The sequence below is a fragment of the Thermococcus marinus genome (genome assembly GCF_055389025.1).
Map to the genome: position 1 here is coordinate 1,581,985 of NZ_AP042417.1, position 15,945 is coordinate 1,597,929.

Sequence of the window (15,945 nt, forward strand, 5' to 3'; positions counted from 1 at the left end):
AAAGCATTTCTGAACCCTTAGTTTCAAAACCAAAGGTTGAGAAAACCTTTAGTTGTTCAATCAAGGTTTAAAAAATCCTTAAAAGTTTCTCACTGGACTGACAATTGAACACTTATGGTCACATGAACATAATTGTACACATGCTGGAGGGAAAAGTATGCAGCTCATCACCTGCCCTTATTGTGGAACCGGGTGCAGGGCGTATGTTAAGAAAGAACTATCCCGCCCGTTCATGATAGAGTATGTCACCGATATAAACGTCCCCAATGACCGCGGAAAGCTCTGTCCGAAAGGGAACGCCATGTTTGAACACCTGCTCAGCAAAGAGAGACTGAAAGTCCCGCTGAAAGCCGTTGAAGAAGGAAAATTCGTAAAGATAAGCTGGAAGGAGGCAATAAATGAAATCGCATCTTTTATCCGGGACTACATAAAGGACGACCCTAACAAGCTCATGTTCATTGCGGGGGGAAAGGTCAGCAACGAGTCTGCGTACCTCTTTCAGAAACTCGCGAGGAGCATCGGGACAAACAACGTTGACAACACCAGCCACCTCTGCCACGGTGTATCCGTGAAGGCCATACTGGACGCAAGCTTCGAAAGGAACTGGGCGACGTACGATGATGTTGAGAAAAGCAATGTGATAATCGTATGGGGAACCAACCTGGCTGAGACCGCCCCGCTTATTTTCCGCAGGGTTCTAAAGGCCAAGAACAGGGGGGCCAAGGTCATAGTCATAGACCCTAGGAAGACCAAGACCACAAAGTTTGCCAGCACTCACGTCCGCCCGTTTCCGGGCACGGACATTGCGCTGATAAACGCACTCACAAACCTCCTGATAAAAATGAGAAACGCGAGGAGCGCCCACTTTACTGCCTCCGACCTCAAAATAATCGGCAAGTACACTCCGGAGCACGCCGAAAAAATAACCGGGGTGCCTGCGAGGGACATCGAGAAGATAGCCAGAGACATCTCCCTTGGGGGAGAGGGTGTCATCCTGTGGGGCTCAGGCATCGCACTCCACTCCAACGGCTACGACGTTATCAGGAGCATTATAACACTCGCCTCAATGGTTGACTTCAAAGTCCTGCCGATTGCTGGACAGAACAACTCCCAGGGAGTCATGGATATGGGCGTGGTGCCCGACTTACTGCCCGGGTACAGGAGGTACGACGAGGTAGACTTCTTCAGGGAGGCCTGGAAGAACGAGGGACTCCCGGCCGAAGCAGGGCTCGACATTCCGAAATCAATCAAAGAGGCGCAAAAGTGCAACATTTCAGCGTTTTACATTATGGGAGCAAACATCGCGGTGAGCTTTCCGGAGGCCGAAAAGGCCCTAAAACGCGCAGAGTTCGTTGTTGCCCAGGACATATTCCCGACGCAGACAACGGAACTTGCCGATATCGTTCTCCCCGCGGCCGCGTTCCTTGAGAGCGACGGTTCTACAACGAACGCCGAGAGGAGAATCCAGTGGAGCTCCAGGGTGAAGTGGCCCCCGAAGGACGCCAAGCCAGACTGGGCCATTTTAAGGGAGCTGGGAAATGCGCTTGAACTTGAGGGGTTTGACTTCTACTTCGCCGAGGAGATTCTCCGCGAGATAAGCACCCTCGTTCCCCAGTATGCAAACGCCGGCCCGCGCACCCTGATAAGAAGGCCAGAGGGAGTTATATGGAGCACGGAACCACGCTCCGGGCCCGTCAAGGCATACACTTCCGAGAGAATGCCCACCCTTGAGCCCCCGGTCATGATCACCGTCAGGTACGTGGGCCAGTTCCAGACTGGAACTATGACCAAGAGAAGCCCCTCACTGCACGTCAGGTGGCAAGACCTGCCCGTCCTGGTAAGCGAGGAAGACGCCCGGAAGTGGGGGGTAAAGGACGGCGACAGGATAAAACTCGTCTCTGAGAACGGGGAGTACATTGGAACCGTGAAGGTGTCCGGGACAGTCATTCCCGGCACGATTAAGGCCCCCTGGCACGAGGGCGCCAACCGCATAATGAGCCTGAAGATTGATGAGGAAACCGGTCTACCCCAGATGAAAGCATGTTCATGCAAACTTGAGAGGGTGGAGTGATATGGGGAAGAGGGTCTTTATCGACTTTAGGAACTGCATAGGGTGCAGGGCCTGTGAGATTGCCTGCGCCAGGGAGCACCACGGGAAGGCCAACATCACGCTCATCGAGACGTCGGAACTGCTCATGATGTCCTTTAACTGCAGGCACTGTGAAAACGCCCCCTGTATGCTGGTCTGTCCCGCCAGGGCGCTCTACAGGGACGAAGACGGGGCCGTACGCGTTAAGGCCCAGGACTGCATAGGCTGTATGTTCTGCTCCGTTGCGTGCCCATTCGGCACGCCTGAGTTCGTCCCCGAGCTGAAGATTATGGCCAAGTGCGACCTCTGCAGTCACCGCAGGGAGGAGGGCAAGCTTCCGGCGTGTGTCACGACCTGCCCGACGGACGCGCTGATTTTCGCCAGCGAGGAGGAGATACTCCAGATAAAGGTCAAACAGAACCTTGCCAAGGTTGAGGAGCTCGCCAAGAAGGTTGAAAAGATAATGGGGGGAACCGTATGATATTCGAGCTCATAGCGCTTTCAATAATCCTCGCGTATGTCGGTGCCGTCTGCTTCGCCCTCGATGACAGAAAGGCAGACGCCGTAATGCTCCCCCTCCTCTGGGCCTCGACGATACTTCAGGTTGCCGCCGGCGTCCTGTTTTACTCGTCCCCCTCAACGATTCATGTTAAACTGCTGGCCTCAGAGCGCTTCGGTGAGGTATACGGCTTCATAATTGACCCGACGAGCGTGTTCACGGCCCTGGTGGTTTCATCTGCGGGTGCAATATTCCTGACCTACGCGGTCAGGTATATGGACGATAGAAACATCGGGCACCCCCACAGGGGCCAGAAGGGAAGGTTCTACGGGTGGATGATGATATTCCTCGGCTCAACGCTCACGTTCATATACTCATCAACGATACTGCAGATGCTGATATTCTTCGAGCTGATGAGCCTGGCGTGCTGGGGTGTCGTGGGCTTCTATGGAAGCAGAAAATCTGAGAGGTCCGCCCTCAAGGCCCTCCTGATACCGAACTTCGGTGCAGTGGTCGGCTTCTACACCGCTGTGGCCTTCGGGTTCAAGTACGGCGACCTCAGCCTGAAGTTCCTCGGCAGCCTCCCCGGGAACGAGAAACTGATTCTGTTCGTCTGCCTCATGATTGCGGCCTTTACAAAGAGCGCCCAGTTCCCGTTCTACTCGTGGATTCCTGACGCTATGGTGGCCCCAACTCCTGCGAGTGCCTTCCTTCACGGAGCGGCGATGGTCGAGATGGGTGTCTACCTTCTGGTAAGGGTCGTCCAGTTCATGAATCCGCCCAGAGAGACGTTCTATCCGATGGCGGCAATCCTGTCCCTGACGCTGGTGATAGCAATCCTCGCGTATCCCAAGCAGACCGACGCCAAGAGGCTGCTCGCCTACTCAACGATAGCCGAGTGTGCCATAATGTATACAGGAGTTGCGGCCGCAGTCCTCGGTCACCCCGTCGGGATTAAAATCGCGCTGTTCCAGCTCATGAACCACGCCTACCTCAAGGGCCTCGCGTTCCTCACCGCAGGAGCCTTCACATACTACTACGGCACCCTGGACATGACGAAGATAAGGGGCCTCAAGGAGACCCCGATACTTGCATACGGCTGGGCCATAGGGCTCCTCGGGCTCGCGGGACTGCCGCCGTTCGGCATTTTCTTCAGCAAGCTCTACCTCTTCCTCAACGCCGGCCCCCTGTACAGCTCCCCGCTCGGGGCACTGCTGCTGGCCCTGATCCTTGTGGACTCCGTCGTACTGCTGGCGGTCGGGCTGAAGAGCATCAACATGATGGTGTTCAGCGATGGAGAAGGAAAGAAAGTTGACGGCATCGTAAAGGGCGCACTGGCCGGGCTGATACTCCTCTCCCTGGTCTCGGCGTACATCGGGTACTTCGCCCTGGGGGTGATGTGAATGCTGTTCGCGGTCCTCTTCACCATTGCAATCATAATAGGACTCGTCAGGCGAGAACAGGTAAAGGTCGTTGGGTTACTGTCCGCTCTGGCCTCATTGGCCCTGATAGTCGAGGCGTTCAACGGCATCAGTGCTACTTACTCCATTTTCGGGCTTGAGTTCACCTTCATAACCGACACCCTGTCGAGGTTCTTCTGCATACTCGTGGGAATCTCGGGTTTCGCGGTTTCACTATACACCGCTGAGTACATGGAGCCGAGGCACCTGAACCTCGCCGCGTACCCTGCTTTCATACTCTCAATGGCGCTCATAGTGCTCAGCAGGGACTTCCTCGGGTTCATAATATTCTGGGAGCTCATGACAATAGCCTCCTACGTGCTGATAGTCACGTACTACGACAACCCAGAGACCAAGAGGGCGAGCCTCATCTACCTCGTTGCAATGCACGCCTTCAACACGGCACCGCTCCTCCTCGCGATAGGTGCCATCTACAGCAATTTCGGAACCCTCAGCTTCTCTGCCCTGCAGGGGGCCTACGTGCCGACCTGGGTACTCTGGGCGTTCCTGATTGGCTTCATGTCAAAGGCGGGCATATTCCCCATACACTTCTGGCTCCCGGAGGCACACCCCGTCGCTCCAAGCAACGTGTCCGCGCTCCTGAGCGGTACGATGCTGAAGATGGCCATCTACGGTATGATAAGGGTCGTCGAGCTGTTCCCGGGAAGCGAGGCAATCGCCAGGACGATGGTCGTGCTTGCAGTCCTCACAATAGCGGTTGGGGCGATAATGGCCCTTGTCCAGAAGGACATAAAGAGGCTCATGGCATATTCGAGTGTGGACAACATGGGCTACCTGTTCCTGGCGCTCGGGGCCTACATAATGCTGGACGGAACCCTCAAGAAAATCGCTTTCCTTGCCCTACTGCTCCACGCCTTCAACCACCTCGTCTTTAAGAACCTGCTCTTCATGCTTTCGGGCAACGTGCTCCACGCAACGGGCAGGAAAGACCTTGAGCTGAGGGGTCTCGGAAAGAAAATGCCCTTCACCGCGGCGATGATGGTCGTGGGAATCCTCTCTGTGTCCGCGGTTCCGCCGTTAAACGGCTTCATAAGCAAGTGGCTGATATACCAGGCGACGTTCCTCTCAAAGGACCCCCTGCTGGTCGGGGGAGGAGTGGTAAGCCTGTTCGCGAGCGCATTAACTCTGGCCGCCTACATCAAGATATACCGCATCTTCAGGGGAGAGCCCAACGTTGAGGCCCACGAAGCGGCCCCGCTCATGCTCGCGGGAGAGGCCCTCCTTGCAGTCCTGTGTGTGGCCGCTGGAATATTCCCCGGCGTGATAGCGGGACTGGCAGATGTTGACGTCGGAAACCCGTGGCTGATTTCGCTCGGCGGGGCAACTTTCAACGCACTGCTCTTTACAGGGGTGCTGTTCTCAATCATAGTCGCGGTGGCAATAGCCCTGCCCACAAAGAAGAACCTGGACGCCCCCTGGACCACGGGCGAGCCCGCTGAGAAGTTCGAGCAGAAGCCCGAGCACATGTTCACCCCGGTCTCAAGGTGGGGTGAGAAGCTCAGCATCATCGGCGGGAAGATTGAGGATAAGCTCTCGGCCTTCGAGAGGTGGTACTCCTCCAGGGACATGGGCTACCTCGATGAGATGGTGTTCATGCCTGTAATCCGGCTGATGGCAGGGACTTCCTACGTGATGAGGGAGCTGTCCAAGAACCTGAACGCTCTGCTCGCGGTGACGTTTCTGGCGCTGTTCACCATAATCCTGACTATGGCCGTACTGGTGGGGGTGATCTGATATGGAGCTCATCGGGGCAATCATTGCTCCATTTTTACCACCATTGCTAGATGGCGTCGCGAGGAAAGTGAAGGCGATGATACAGAACAGGGTAGGGCCCTCAATCCTCCAGACGTGGTACGACATAATCACGCTCCTCTCCATGGAATCAATACTCCCAACGTCATCGCTCGCTTTCAGGATGGCCCCCTACGTCGCGCTCGCGAGTGCCCTCTGCATGGCCCTCATGCTGCCCTACGGGTCAGGCGCGATAATAAACTTCGGGGGAGACCTGATAGCATTCATATACGTCTTCACACTGTTTTCCGCGGCCCTGGTGTTTGGAGCCCTGAGCGTAGACAACTCGTACTCCCACGCTGGTGCCAACAGAGAGCTAACGCTCTCGCTGATCTTCAAGCCGCTCTTCGCGGTTACGATAGGCATATTCGCCCTCAAGACAGGCTCGCTGAGCATAACCAAGATCGCCCGCTCAATCTCCCCGAGCCCCTCAATCATCGGAGCCTACCTGCTGCTCCTCTACGTCACCTACGTGGAGTCCGGGTTCATACCCTACGACATCGCCGAGGCGGAGACGGAAATCCTGGAAGGTCCCCTCACAGAGTACAGCGGAAGGCTTCTCGGTCTGTTCAAGTGGGCACTCCAGATAAAGAGGTTCGCAATGATATGGCTGTTCGCGTCCTTCGTGGCCCTCCCTGTGGCTGAAGGCGTCGTCGCATTCGCCCTCCAGCTGCTGGTGTTCCTGCTCACATACCTCTTGATGGTGACCTACGAGTCCCTGAACGCCCGCCACAGGCTCGACCAGGCAACGAAGCAGGGGGTCAAGGCCATCGTTATCGGTGTGATAATCATGATAATCGCATGGCTGGGATGGTGAGACTATGATAAGGGAGTTTGAAGAAAAATTTGGCTCGACGCTTGGGAAAAAGGTCATCGCAAAGAACAAAGTGCTTTACACGCTGATGGTAAGGAGAGAGGACTTTCCCAACATAATCAACTACATTCTCAGCAGACCGAACACAAGGCTCTTCACAATGGTAGGAATGGACGAGAGGAACACCGAAGAGGCATTCAGCGTGACCTACTGGTTCCTTGACTGGAAGGACAACGAAGTCGTCGGGATAAGGCTCTACGTCCCTGAAGACGAACCCACCTTTCCCAGCGTCGGCGCTTTCCACAAGGGGGCAATATGGTTCGAGAGGGAAGTCCAGGACCTACTGGGCCTGAAAGCGGAGGGACTTCCGGACCCGAGAAGGCTTGTACTCCCCGACGACTGGCCAGAGGGAGTTTACCCGCTGAGGGAGGACTTCCAGTACTACCACTCCCCAGCCGGAACGAGGAGCTACCCCTACAAGGAGCCGCCCGAAGACTCTACGGTGCACCCGATGGGGCCATACCACGTCGCGCTGGACGAGCCGGCGCACTTCAGGCTCTTCGTCAAGGGTGAGGAAATCGTTGACGTGGACTACCGCGGCTTCTACTCCCACAGGGGCATAGAAAAGCTCGCAAGGGGAAGGCTGAACTACAACCAGATAATATTCATCGCGGAGAGGATATGCGGCATATGCGGATTCTCCCACTCCGTAGCGTACGCCCAGGCCGTCGAGGAGGCGGCTGGAATTGAAGTGCCGGACAGGGCGAGATACATCAGGACGATACTCCTTGAGATTGAGAGACTGCACTCCCACCTCCTCTGGCTGGGCGTCGCGGCCCACCTGACCGGCTTTGACACGGCCTTTATGCGCTCGTGGGAGATTAGGGAGCAGGTCATGGAGCTCGCCGAGAGGCTCACTGGCAACAGGAAAACGTACGGCCTTGTTCTCGTTGGCGGAGTCAGGAGAGACCTCCTGGACTACAGAAAGTCCCTGGTTCTTGAGACTCTCAAGAACCTGAGGAGAGAGTTCGACGAGCTCGTTGACATGCTCGTATCAACGAAGAGCTTCGTAAAGAGGTGCGAGGGCGTCGGTGTGCTCCCGAAGGAGAAAGCTATGGAGTGGGACACCGCCGGCCCCCTGGCGAGGGCTTCTGGAATTGACTACGACACAAGAAAGAGCCTCCCCTACGCGGCATACGATGAGCTGAGCTTTGACGTCCCCGTCTACAAGGAGGGAGACGTCCTGGCAAGGGCCCTCGTGAGGATTGACGAAGTGAGGGAGAGCATCTCCCTGCTGGAGCAGGCGGTTGACGCTATTCCCGGCGGCCCCGTGATAGCGGAGTTCAACGAAGTCCCAAGCTGGAGGGAGGGTATATCGGCCGTTGAAGCCCCGAGGGGCGAGAACACCCACTACGTGATGACAGGGGAGGTGAACAGAATCTACAGGTGGCGGGTGAAGGCGCCGACGTACAACAACCTCCAGGCAGTTCCGGACATGCTGAGGGGCTACACAATAGCCGATGCTCCGCTGATAGTGGCCTCGATAGACCCCTGCTACTCGTGTACCGAGAGGGTTCAGGTCGTTGACGTGGAGTCAGGAAAGGCGAAGGTAATCTCACTGGGCGGAGGGATAGGGGCATGCCCGTGACAAAGTACTATCCCTTCGAGCCGGAGCAGGCGCCACCAGAGTACAGGGGAATCCCGGTGATAGACCCGCGCCTGTGCGTTGGATGTGCCGCATGTGTGAACGCCTGTCCACCTGACGCGCTGGTCAAGATAGACGACTACGAGAAGGGGACGAGAAGGATAGTCCTCGACATCGGCAGGTGCATAAGGTGCGCGAGGTGCGAGGAGGTCTGTCCGACCGGAGCGATAAGGCTAACGCAGGAGTTCGAAGCGGCGAGCGACGACAGAAGCTCTCACGTGGAGGTAGTGGAGCTGAGGCTCGCAAGGTGCAGGGGCTGTGGAAAGTACACTGACTACACCGAGAGACAGCTCCAGAAAGTCCTCTCAATGATACCTCCCGGCATCGTTGAGTTCGACAGGGTGAGAGAGAAGCTCCCGCTCTGCAGGAAATGTAAGAGGCTCCTGACGGTTGTTAACGCCACAAAGTTCGAGGAGGAGATGAGAGAATGAAGCTCAGGTCCGTTTGGGTCTTTCACCTCAACACCGGGGCGTGCAACGGCTGTGACATAGAGATACTCGACGTCCTCACCCCCTACTACGACGTTGAAAGGCTGGGTGTCAAGCTCGTCTCAACTCCCAGGCACGCTCACGCCTTACTGGTCACCGGGCCCCTAACGAGGCAGTCCTACTACGCCGCCAAAAGGGCCTACGAGGCAATGCCCCCGAAGCCGAGGATAGTCATCGCCATAGGCACCTGCGCCTGCAGTGGCGGAATCTTCTACAACAGCTACGCCGTGAGGCGGGAGTCAGAAAGGCTCGGACTGGAGTACCCGAGGGCCGGAGGAACCTCTGAGTTCCTGCCGGTGGACGTGTATATTCCGGGGTGCCCGCCAAGGCCGGAGGAGATACTCTACGGGCTCGCGCTCCTGCTCGGGATTGCCGAGAAGAAGCTGTCCCCTCGCCACTACAGGGACGAAGAGTTCGTCCTCCCGCGCACCCAGTTCAAGGCATGGGTTGAGGTAATCCTCAAGGCGAGAATCAGGAAGGAGCTCGGCTACTTCGACGGCTACAGGCTCCTTGAGAGGTTTATGAAGCTCGTGGACGTTGCAGAGACGCCGGAAGCCCTCAAGAAGCTTGTCGAAGAAGAGAAACTCAAAGAAAAGGACAGCCGGCTCAGGTATGGACTGAATAAGCTCTATGAGCACTACTTAGAGGTGGTGAGGACGTATGAAGACATACTTGGTCAGAAAAGGAGAGTACTTGGAGTTCAAAAATGACGTCGCACGGGTGCTCGATCACTTCGAGTCCAACTTTTCAACCGAGGAAATCGTCGGAGAAGTCAGCGAGAGGAGTGCGGAGCTGGTCGAGAAGGGTGTGACGGATATAGACGCCTACCCGGAGGAGGATAGGGAGACGATAGCCAGACTGCTCCCCGAGATAGAGAAGGGCCTCATAGCCGTGAGGAGGGTCTTTAGATGATTGAGACGGCAATTTACGTGCTGTTTGCGGTTTACGGGCTCTCAGGCCTGCTCTACTTCATCAGGCTACTCAGGGGGCCAACCGTGGTGGACTCAATCCTCGCCGCGGACTGTGTGTCCCTCGATGTCGCGCTGATAGCGCTGCTCCTGTCAATCTACTATAGGAACTCGTTCCTGGCAGTCGGGGCGCTGTTCCTGGTGCTCTGGGCGTTTATCCTGGACGTGTTCGCGGCCAAATACCTCACGAGAGGGGAGGTGGGAACTTGATACTCACGGTCATCGGGCTTATACTCCTCGCCATAGGCGCAGTCTGCGACCTCCTCGGTGCGATAGGAATGCACCGGTTTAACACGTTCTACCTCAGACTGCACGCCGCGACCGTCGGCACCGTTGGAGGAAAGTTCTACCCGCTCCTCGGAGTGGCGTTTATAGCGGCAGAGCAGGGCCTGTGGCCAGTGGTCGGAATCTCGGTACTTGCGGCGCTCCTCGTCCTGGTCACGACCCCAGTGGGAAGCCACGCACTCGCCTACGCCGCGAGCAAAGCCAGGATAGTGGAGATGGAGCTTGACGAGTTCAGGGGGGAGGAAGATGTTTGAGCTGGCGGCGGTTTTCCTCCTGTGCGCAGTGGCCCTCAGCTACCTCATAGTCACCGAGACAGACCTGCTGAAGGCAGTCGCATATTCTGGCGTCTTCGGGGGACTCATACTGCTGACGCTGTACGTTCTGATGGCCCCCGACGTAATCCTCGCGTACGTTGCAATATCCGTGGGACTCTCCACCGGCCTTATGGTGTTCGTGGTAAGCAAAACGACGAGACACGAGGTGGTCTGAAGTGAGGAAGGTCATCACGCTCTCCATCATCATGCTGGCGGTCATAGCGGGGGCGTACTACCTCTCCCCACACCTGCCCCCCAAGACGGAGCTGAACGCGCTTGGCGAGTTCTACATTAGAAACAGCTACTTCGGGGAGCACTCCGCCGGTTCGCCGGAAGTCGTGACTGCAATCCTCTGGGACTACAGGGGTCTTGATACGTACTTTGAGACCGCCGTCCTGTTCATGGCAATAATCGGCGCGGTCTCAATCTTCAGGAACATGCCCAGCGTGAGCTTCCACCCGCGCGGCTTCACCGACATCACCAGAACCGGAGTGAAGATAGTCGGACTCATTACCTTCGTAGCGGCCGCCACGACCGCGTTCCACGGCCACATAACGCCCGGAGGTGGCTTCCAGGGCGGTTCAATGCTCGCCGTGGTGCCCCTGCTGGTAATAGTTGCGTTCTCCAAGAAGGCCCTTGAGAAGGCTGGGCTCACCAAGGAGAGGGCCCTCGTCATTAGGACGATAGGCCTCCTCACAATAGCCATCGTCGCGTTCTACCCCCTCCTCGCGGGAGGCTACTTCATGCAGAACCTGCCGGTGTACCCGAAGGAGCTCCACGGAATGCTCGTCAGCGGAAGCCTGTCCCTCTTCAACATGGCGGAGTTCCTTGCGGTTGGAGCAGGGTTCACGATAATATTCCTGCTCCTTTCAAACCCTGAGGGGGGGAGCGAAGCATGACGTTTGCCCTCGCGCTGATAGTGAGCAGCATAGCCGCGATCATCGTAATTTCACTCTACGGCGTAGCCGTGAGGCCAAACCTCGTGAAGAAGATAATCTGCCTCAGCATATTCTCCGACATCATCAACGTGGCCGTCATACTGCTCGGCTACCGCGCCGTCGAGAGGCCCCTCCCTCCGGTGCTCACAGACTACTCGCAGAAGGGCGTTGAGGAGCTCGTTAGGGGGGCCGTTGACCCGCTTCCGCAGGCCCTCACCATCACCGCGATAGTCATTGGCCTGGCAATAACCGTGCTCATGGCCTACGGTGCTATCCATATCCAGAGGAAGTACGGCACCGTGGACGTTAGAAAGCTCGCGAGGTGGGAGGAATGAGGTTCCTGCCGGTGACCCTGCTCGCGTTCATACTGTACATCATAATAACCGGCTCGGCCACTCCGTACGACATCGCAACGGGGGCAGTAACAGCGGTCATTGCGGGCCTGCTCTTCGGCAGGTATCTGGTGAAGAACCCCAAGAAGGCCCTCAACCCTGCAAGATGGGTTGCCATGGTGGCCTACTTCATCAAGTACATCACGGTAATCGAGCTCAAGGCCCACCTGGACGTCATAAAGCGCATAATCTCCGGCGAGACGAACCCGGGCATCATTAAGGTCCCCATCACCGTGAAGGACGAGTACGCCCGGTTCCTGGTCGCGAACTCGATAACGAACACCCCGGGCACCGTAACGGTGTACATGGACGAGGAATACGCCTACGTCAACTGGATAGACGTGAAGACGAGAGACCCTGACGAGGCCAGGAAGGAGATCCTTGAGGAGTTCGAAAAACACGCGAAGAGGATTTTTGAGGGGTGATACAGATGAACGCACTGATACTCCCCACGATTCCAATGGCGTTTGCGTTCGCGCTCCCCGTCTTATCCCAGATACTTAAGGGCAACAGGAAGTTCGTCAACGCCTACGCCATGGTAGTCACGGGCCTGACGTTCGTGCTGAGCCTTGACGTCTTCAGGGCGGCGTACTCCTCAGAAAAGCCGCTGATTTACACCTTCGGCGGGTGGAAGGCCCCGATAGGCATAATATACGAGGTGGACAGGTTCGGGGCACTGCTCGCTCTCACGACGTCGTTCCTCATGTTCATAATAACGTTCTACTCGGTCAGGTACCTTGAGCGCGAGACCGGCGTCGAGTGGTACTACACACTCTACCTCGGGCTTGAGGCCGGACTCCTGGGGATATTCCTCACCGGAGACGCGTTCAACCTCTTCGTAATGCTCGAGGTCACCGCAGCCGCCGCCTACGGGCTTGTGATGTTCTACACTGAGGAAGGCTATCCAGCCTACTCCGGTGTCAGGTACGCCATCATAAGCTCCATTGGAACGACCTTCTACTTCCTGGCGCTCGGCGTGCTCTACTACGGCTTCGGCACTGTGAACTTCGCAGACCTCGCGGCGAAAGCGAGGGGCTACCCGTTCCCGGTGTCAGAAGCTTCCGGCAACCTCCTGATGGCCTTCGCCCTCGCGATGGCGCTCATAACGTGGGCGTTCACCATAAAGTCTGCAATCATGCCAAACCACTTCTGGCTTCCGGGGGCACACTCCTCAGCACCGTCCCCGATATCGGCAGTCCTGAGTGGCCTTGTGGTCAACGCGGGCATCTACGGTCTGGCAAGGTTCATCTGGCTGTTCACAGGGGTTCCAGAGTTTGAAAACGCTGTGAGGGCAGTCTCAACGGTGCTGATAGGGCTTGGTGCAATATCGGCACTGCTGGCATCTCTGGCAATGACCGCACACGACGACGTCAAGAGGATTGTCGCCTACTCAACGATCCTCCACATGGGATACCTCGCAATGGCGGTAGGTCTGCGGACTGAACTCGGAACCAAGGCAATGGTCTTCCACATGCTCAACCACTCACTGGGTAAGGCGCTCCTCTTCCTTGCGGTCGGTGTCTTTATCCACGAGGCCGGAAGCAGAAAACTCCAGGACCTCGCTGGACTCGGCAAGAAGATGCCCCTCACAACGGTAAGCCTCGCCATAGCGACGATATCCCTCGTCGGCCTTCCGCCGACCAACGTGTTCTTCAGCAAGCTCGTGCTCTACTACGCCTACCTGGAGAAGAGCGTGGCCCTTGTAGTCGTCCTCGTGCTCTCAAGCGTCTTTGCACTGGTAAGCTACATGAAGATGCTCTACTGGCTCTGGATTAAGAAGGCCGAGAACAGCACCGATGCGAAAGAGCCCAAGAGCATGGTTGCGGTGCTGCTGTTGCTGGCCGTGCTGTGCCTTGCGATTGGAATCCTCTCGCCACTGATACTCGAAGACGTGATTGACCCCACCGCAGTGCAGGCCCTCGACGTCGAGGGATACATACAGGCGGCCATAAACGTCCTTGGAGGGAAGTGAAATGCCCCTTGAACTCCTGAAAAGGCACTACTGCGACAACCTGCTTGCAGTTGCGCAGGTGAGGGACACCCTGCTGGTAATACTAAGGGAGGGGGACAAGGTCGAACTGCTGGCCGATGCGGCTGAAAACGTCTTCGAACCCCTCGCCGAGAAGGGCTACGACGTAATGCTGTGGCTCTCGGACTCAATTGACACGCTCCACCCCGAAGTGTTCGGTGGTATGGACGACTTTCGTATTTTGTACGACCCAGAGGACTTCCTCTCACGCCATCTTCCGAAGTTGTTGGAGATGAAAGGAGCCCTTCCAACCGTCAAAAACCTTGACAAGATGCTGGTTAAGGAGGTGGTAAGATGAACGGAATGCGGTTTGCATTCCTGTGTAGAGAAAAGCCCAGCCCCACCGGGAAGAAGGTCGCCATCATAGGTGCGGGGCCTGCTGGCCTCAGCGCCGCGGGCTATCTCGTCTGCCACGGCCACGATGTCCACGTTTACGACAAGCTCCCAGAGCCTGGAGGACTGATGCTCTTCGGAATCCCCGAGTTCAGAATCCCCATCTACCGCGTCAGAGAGGGATACAAGGAGCTCGAAAACGTCTTTGAAGTCAAGTTTTACCCGAACACCAAAGTAAGCTTTGGGGACGAGGAAGAAGAGGGAGACGACTTCGTCAAGAACGTCGTGGACTTCAACGAGCTCGTCCAGAACTACGACGCCGTCCTAATCGCCACGGGGACGTGGAAGTCCTTTATCCCGGACATAGAAGGCGTCGAGCTTGAGGGCGTCTACCCGGCGCTGGGCTACCTGTTCAGGATAAAGAGCGCCAAACTCGGCCACCTGGACTGGAGCGAGGTCGTTCCCATCGAAGGAAAGAGGGTTATGGTGATTGGAGCCGGCCACACTGCAGTTGATGCCGCAATGGAGAGCCTGCTCCTCGGCGCTGAAAAGGTCTACATGAGTTACAGGAGGACAATAAGGGAGGCCCCTGCCGGAGCATACGAGATTAACCTCCTCCAGAAGAGGGGCGTCAAGTGGCTTGAGCTGACAGTCCCTGTCCGCATAATCGGTGAGAACGGCAAGGTGGAGGCCATTGAGCTCCAGAAGTGCAAACTGAGCGAACCCGACGAGACCGGCAGGAGGAGACCAATACCCATTGAGGGTTCGAACTTCCAGATAGACGTTGACTACGTAATCTTCGCCGTGGGCCAGAGGCCGACCCCACCCAAGGGGGCTGAAATTGCCGTTGACAAGAAGGGCAGGATAATAGTGGACTCAAGGCACATGACGAGCATAGAGGGAGTTTTTGCCGCCGGCGACGTTGCCACCGGCCCCTCGAAGGTTGGAAGGGCCGTTTTGGACGGCCTTTTGGCGGCCGAAAGCATGCACCACTGGCTTATGGAGGTGAGAAAATGAGGAGGATACTCCACGTTGACTACAGCCTCTGTATAGGGTGTGAGACCTGCCAGGGGGTCTGTGAGTTCCTCCACCACGGAAAGCCAAACATAAGGATATACTACACAATGAGCGGTCTCCCAATCCCGATAAACTGCCGCCACTGTGAAAAGGCCCCGTGTATGGAGATATGCCCCGTCGGCGCCATTTCAAGGGACCACGACGGCGCTGTTATCGTGGACCCCCAGAGGTGCATTGGGTGTTTCATGTGCCTTGCAGTGTGCCCGTTTGGCGTCCCGAGCTTCAACGTGGAAGTGAGGGCAATCACAAAGTGCGACATGTGTGCAGACAGGCGCGAGCTTGGAATGGAGCCGGCGTGCAAGGAGATGTGCCCAGCTGAGGCAATATTCTTCGGAAAGCCGGAGGAAGTAGAGGACAGGGTCAGGAGGAGGACCGCGGAGAAGATAGCGAGGGAGAGGATTTCGTCGGAGTCCTTCGAGAGCTTTGGTCAGATGCTTTGACCTTCTTTTTTTCAGTTTCTGTTTATAAGTTCGCCGTATGCCGGCGGGAAAACCGCTCGGTGTTCTGACGGACGCCCGGCTCCCTGCTTCCCCCTTGGCGTCTTGTCCAGCCCAAAGTAGATGAACAGGCTATCATGAAGAGGGTAGCTCCACTGAAAAGGCACAGCGCCGATTATCCTTAGTGTATAAACAACCGCCAGAACGAGCACAGCTGGCAGCAGAACCCTGTAGAGTGTCTTCCATTCCATACGACCAAGGATAAAAAGAACGTCCAGAAAGTTTTTATTAGGCGAACCAAACTC

At 56.6% G+C, this 15,945-nt stretch carries 20 protein-coding genes; 19 read left to right on the top strand and 1 reads right to left on the bottom strand.

Translation table 11 applies throughout. The annotated features are described in order from the left end of the window. Nucleotides 1–157: 157 nt before the first annotated feature. The 19 genes from ACZ5ER_RS08740 to ACZ5ER_RS08830 are packed head-to-tail and all read left to right on the top strand — an operon-like array spanning nucleotide 158 to nucleotide 15,643. A complete protein-coding gene (locus ACZ5ER_RS08740; RefSeq protein WP_464934245.1) occupies nucleotides 158–2,071 on the top strand; it encodes a molybdopterin oxidoreductase family protein in 1,914 nt (637 codons plus the stop codon). Between the two features lies 1 nt (nucleotide 2,072). Further along, nucleotides 2,073–2,570 (top strand): 4Fe-4S dicluster domain-containing protein, encoded by a 498-nt coding sequence (locus ACZ5ER_RS08745; protein ID WP_050003557.1) that lies wholly within the window; start codon nucleotides 2,073–2,075, stop codon nucleotides 2,568–2,570. Beyond that, nucleotides 2,567–3,991 (top strand): hydrogenase 4 subunit D, encoded by a 1,425-nt coding sequence (locus ACZ5ER_RS08750; protein ID WP_144244854.1) that lies wholly within the window; start codon nucleotides 2,567–2,569, stop codon nucleotides 3,989–3,991. Before ACZ5ER_RS08745 ends, ACZ5ER_RS08750 begins: the two co-directional genes overlap by 4 nt. Beyond that, entirely contained in the window at nucleotides 3,992–5,803 is a 1,812-nt protein-coding gene (locus ACZ5ER_RS08755) for a proton-conducting transporter transmembrane domain-containing protein (protein ID WP_464934246.1), read from the top strand. It begins immediately after the preceding gene. A gap of 1 nt (nucleotide 5,804) precedes the next feature. Beyond that, the gene (locus ACZ5ER_RS08760; protein WP_050003559.1) at nucleotides 5,805–6,677 is read left to right on the top strand and encodes a respiratory chain complex I subunit 1 family protein; all 873 of its coding nucleotides are present in this window, start codon (nucleotides 5,805–5,807) and stop codon (nucleotides 6,675–6,677) included. 4 nt (nucleotides 6,678–6,681) lie between these two features. Next, nucleotides 6,682–8,322 (top strand): hydrogenase large subunit, encoded by a 1,641-nt coding sequence (locus tag ACZ5ER_RS08765; RefSeq protein WP_050003560.1) that lies wholly within the window; start codon nucleotides 6,682–6,684, stop codon nucleotides 8,320–8,322. Then, entirely contained in the window at nucleotides 8,313–8,810 is a 498-nt protein-coding gene (locus ACZ5ER_RS08770; protein WP_050003561.1) for a 4Fe-4S dicluster domain-containing protein, read from the top strand. The genes ACZ5ER_RS08765 and ACZ5ER_RS08770 overlap by 10 nt, the downstream gene beginning before the upstream one ends. Next, nucleotides 8,807–9,577, top strand: a complete 771-nt coding sequence (locus ACZ5ER_RS08775; protein WP_050003562.1) for an NADH-quinone oxidoreductase subunit B family protein — start codon at nucleotides 8,807–8,809, stop codon at nucleotides 9,575–9,577. The genes ACZ5ER_RS08770 and ACZ5ER_RS08775 overlap by 4 nt, the downstream gene beginning before the upstream one ends. Further along, complete coding sequence (locus ACZ5ER_RS08780; RefSeq protein WP_050003563.1) at nucleotides 9,528–9,779, top strand: hypothetical protein; 252 nt, start codon at nucleotides 9,528–9,530, stop codon at nucleotides 9,777–9,779. The genes ACZ5ER_RS08775 and ACZ5ER_RS08780 overlap by 50 nt, the downstream gene beginning before the upstream one ends. Next, nucleotides 9,776–10,045 carry a monovalent cation/H+ antiporter complex subunit F gene (locus tag ACZ5ER_RS08785; protein WP_050003564.1) on the top strand — a complete coding sequence of 90 codons (270 nt, stop codon included), beginning with the start codon at nucleotides 9,776–9,778 and terminating at the stop codon, nucleotides 10,043–10,045. Before ACZ5ER_RS08780 ends, ACZ5ER_RS08785 begins: the two co-directional genes overlap by 4 nt. Further along, nucleotides 10,042–10,374 (top strand): monovalent cation/H(+) antiporter subunit G, encoded by a 333-nt coding sequence (gene mnhG / locus ACZ5ER_RS08790; RefSeq protein ID WP_050003565.1) that lies wholly within the window; start codon nucleotides 10,042–10,044, stop codon nucleotides 10,372–10,374. The genes ACZ5ER_RS08785 and mnhG overlap by 4 nt, the downstream gene beginning before the upstream one ends. Then, nucleotides 10,367–10,609, top strand: a complete 243-nt coding sequence (locus tag ACZ5ER_RS08795; protein WP_050003566.1) for a Na(+)/H(+) antiporter subunit B — start codon at nucleotides 10,367–10,369, stop codon at nucleotides 10,607–10,609. Before mnhG ends, ACZ5ER_RS08795 begins: the two co-directional genes overlap by 8 nt. Before the next feature lies 1 nt (nucleotide 10,610). Continuing rightward, nucleotides 10,611–11,333, top strand: a complete 723-nt coding sequence (locus ACZ5ER_RS08800; RefSeq protein ID WP_050003567.1) for an MnhB domain-containing protein — start codon at nucleotides 10,611–10,613, stop codon at nucleotides 11,331–11,333. Continuing rightward, nucleotides 11,330–11,707 (top strand): sodium:proton antiporter, encoded by a 378-nt coding sequence (locus ACZ5ER_RS08805; RefSeq protein WP_050003568.1) that lies wholly within the window; start codon nucleotides 11,330–11,332, stop codon nucleotides 11,705–11,707. The genes ACZ5ER_RS08800 and ACZ5ER_RS08805 overlap by 4 nt, the downstream gene beginning before the upstream one ends. After that, nucleotides 11,704–12,189, top strand: a complete 486-nt coding sequence (locus ACZ5ER_RS08810) for a Na+/H+ antiporter subunit E (RefSeq protein WP_050003569.1) — start codon at nucleotides 11,704–11,706, stop codon at nucleotides 12,187–12,189. Before ACZ5ER_RS08805 ends, ACZ5ER_RS08810 begins: the two co-directional genes overlap by 4 nt. A gap of 5 nt (nucleotides 12,190–12,194) precedes the next feature. After that, nucleotides 12,195–13,736 (top strand): proton-conducting transporter transmembrane domain-containing protein, encoded by a 1,542-nt coding sequence (locus ACZ5ER_RS08815; RefSeq protein ID WP_464934247.1) that lies wholly within the window; start codon nucleotides 12,195–12,197, stop codon nucleotides 13,734–13,736. Nucleotide 13,737: 1 nt separating this feature from the next. Further along, nucleotides 13,738–14,091 carry a hypothetical protein gene (locus tag ACZ5ER_RS08820; protein ID WP_050003571.1) on the top strand — a complete coding sequence of 118 codons (354 nt, stop codon included), beginning with the start codon at nucleotides 13,738–13,740 and terminating at the stop codon, nucleotides 14,089–14,091. Further along, nucleotides 14,088–15,143: an FAD-dependent oxidoreductase gene (locus ACZ5ER_RS08825; RefSeq protein ID WP_464934248.1), complete on the top strand. Its 1,056-nt coding sequence runs from the start codon at nucleotides 14,088–14,090 to the stop codon at nucleotides 15,141–15,143. Before ACZ5ER_RS08820 ends, ACZ5ER_RS08825 begins: the two co-directional genes overlap by 4 nt. After that, nucleotides 15,140–15,643, top strand: a complete 504-nt coding sequence (locus ACZ5ER_RS08830) for a 4Fe-4S dicluster domain-containing protein (protein ID WP_050003573.1) — start codon at nucleotides 15,140–15,142, stop codon at nucleotides 15,641–15,643. The genes ACZ5ER_RS08825 and ACZ5ER_RS08830 overlap by 4 nt, the downstream gene beginning before the upstream one ends. A gap of 11 nt (nucleotides 15,644–15,654) precedes the next feature. On the opposite strand, the gene ACZ5ER_RS08835 is transcribed toward ACZ5ER_RS08830, so the two are convergent. Continuing rightward, complete coding sequence (locus tag ACZ5ER_RS08835; protein ID WP_464934249.1) at nucleotides 15,655–15,891, bottom strand: hypothetical protein; 237 nt, start codon at nucleotides 15,889–15,891, stop codon at nucleotides 15,655–15,657. Between the last annotated feature and the right edge of the window lie 54 nt (nucleotides 15,892–15,945).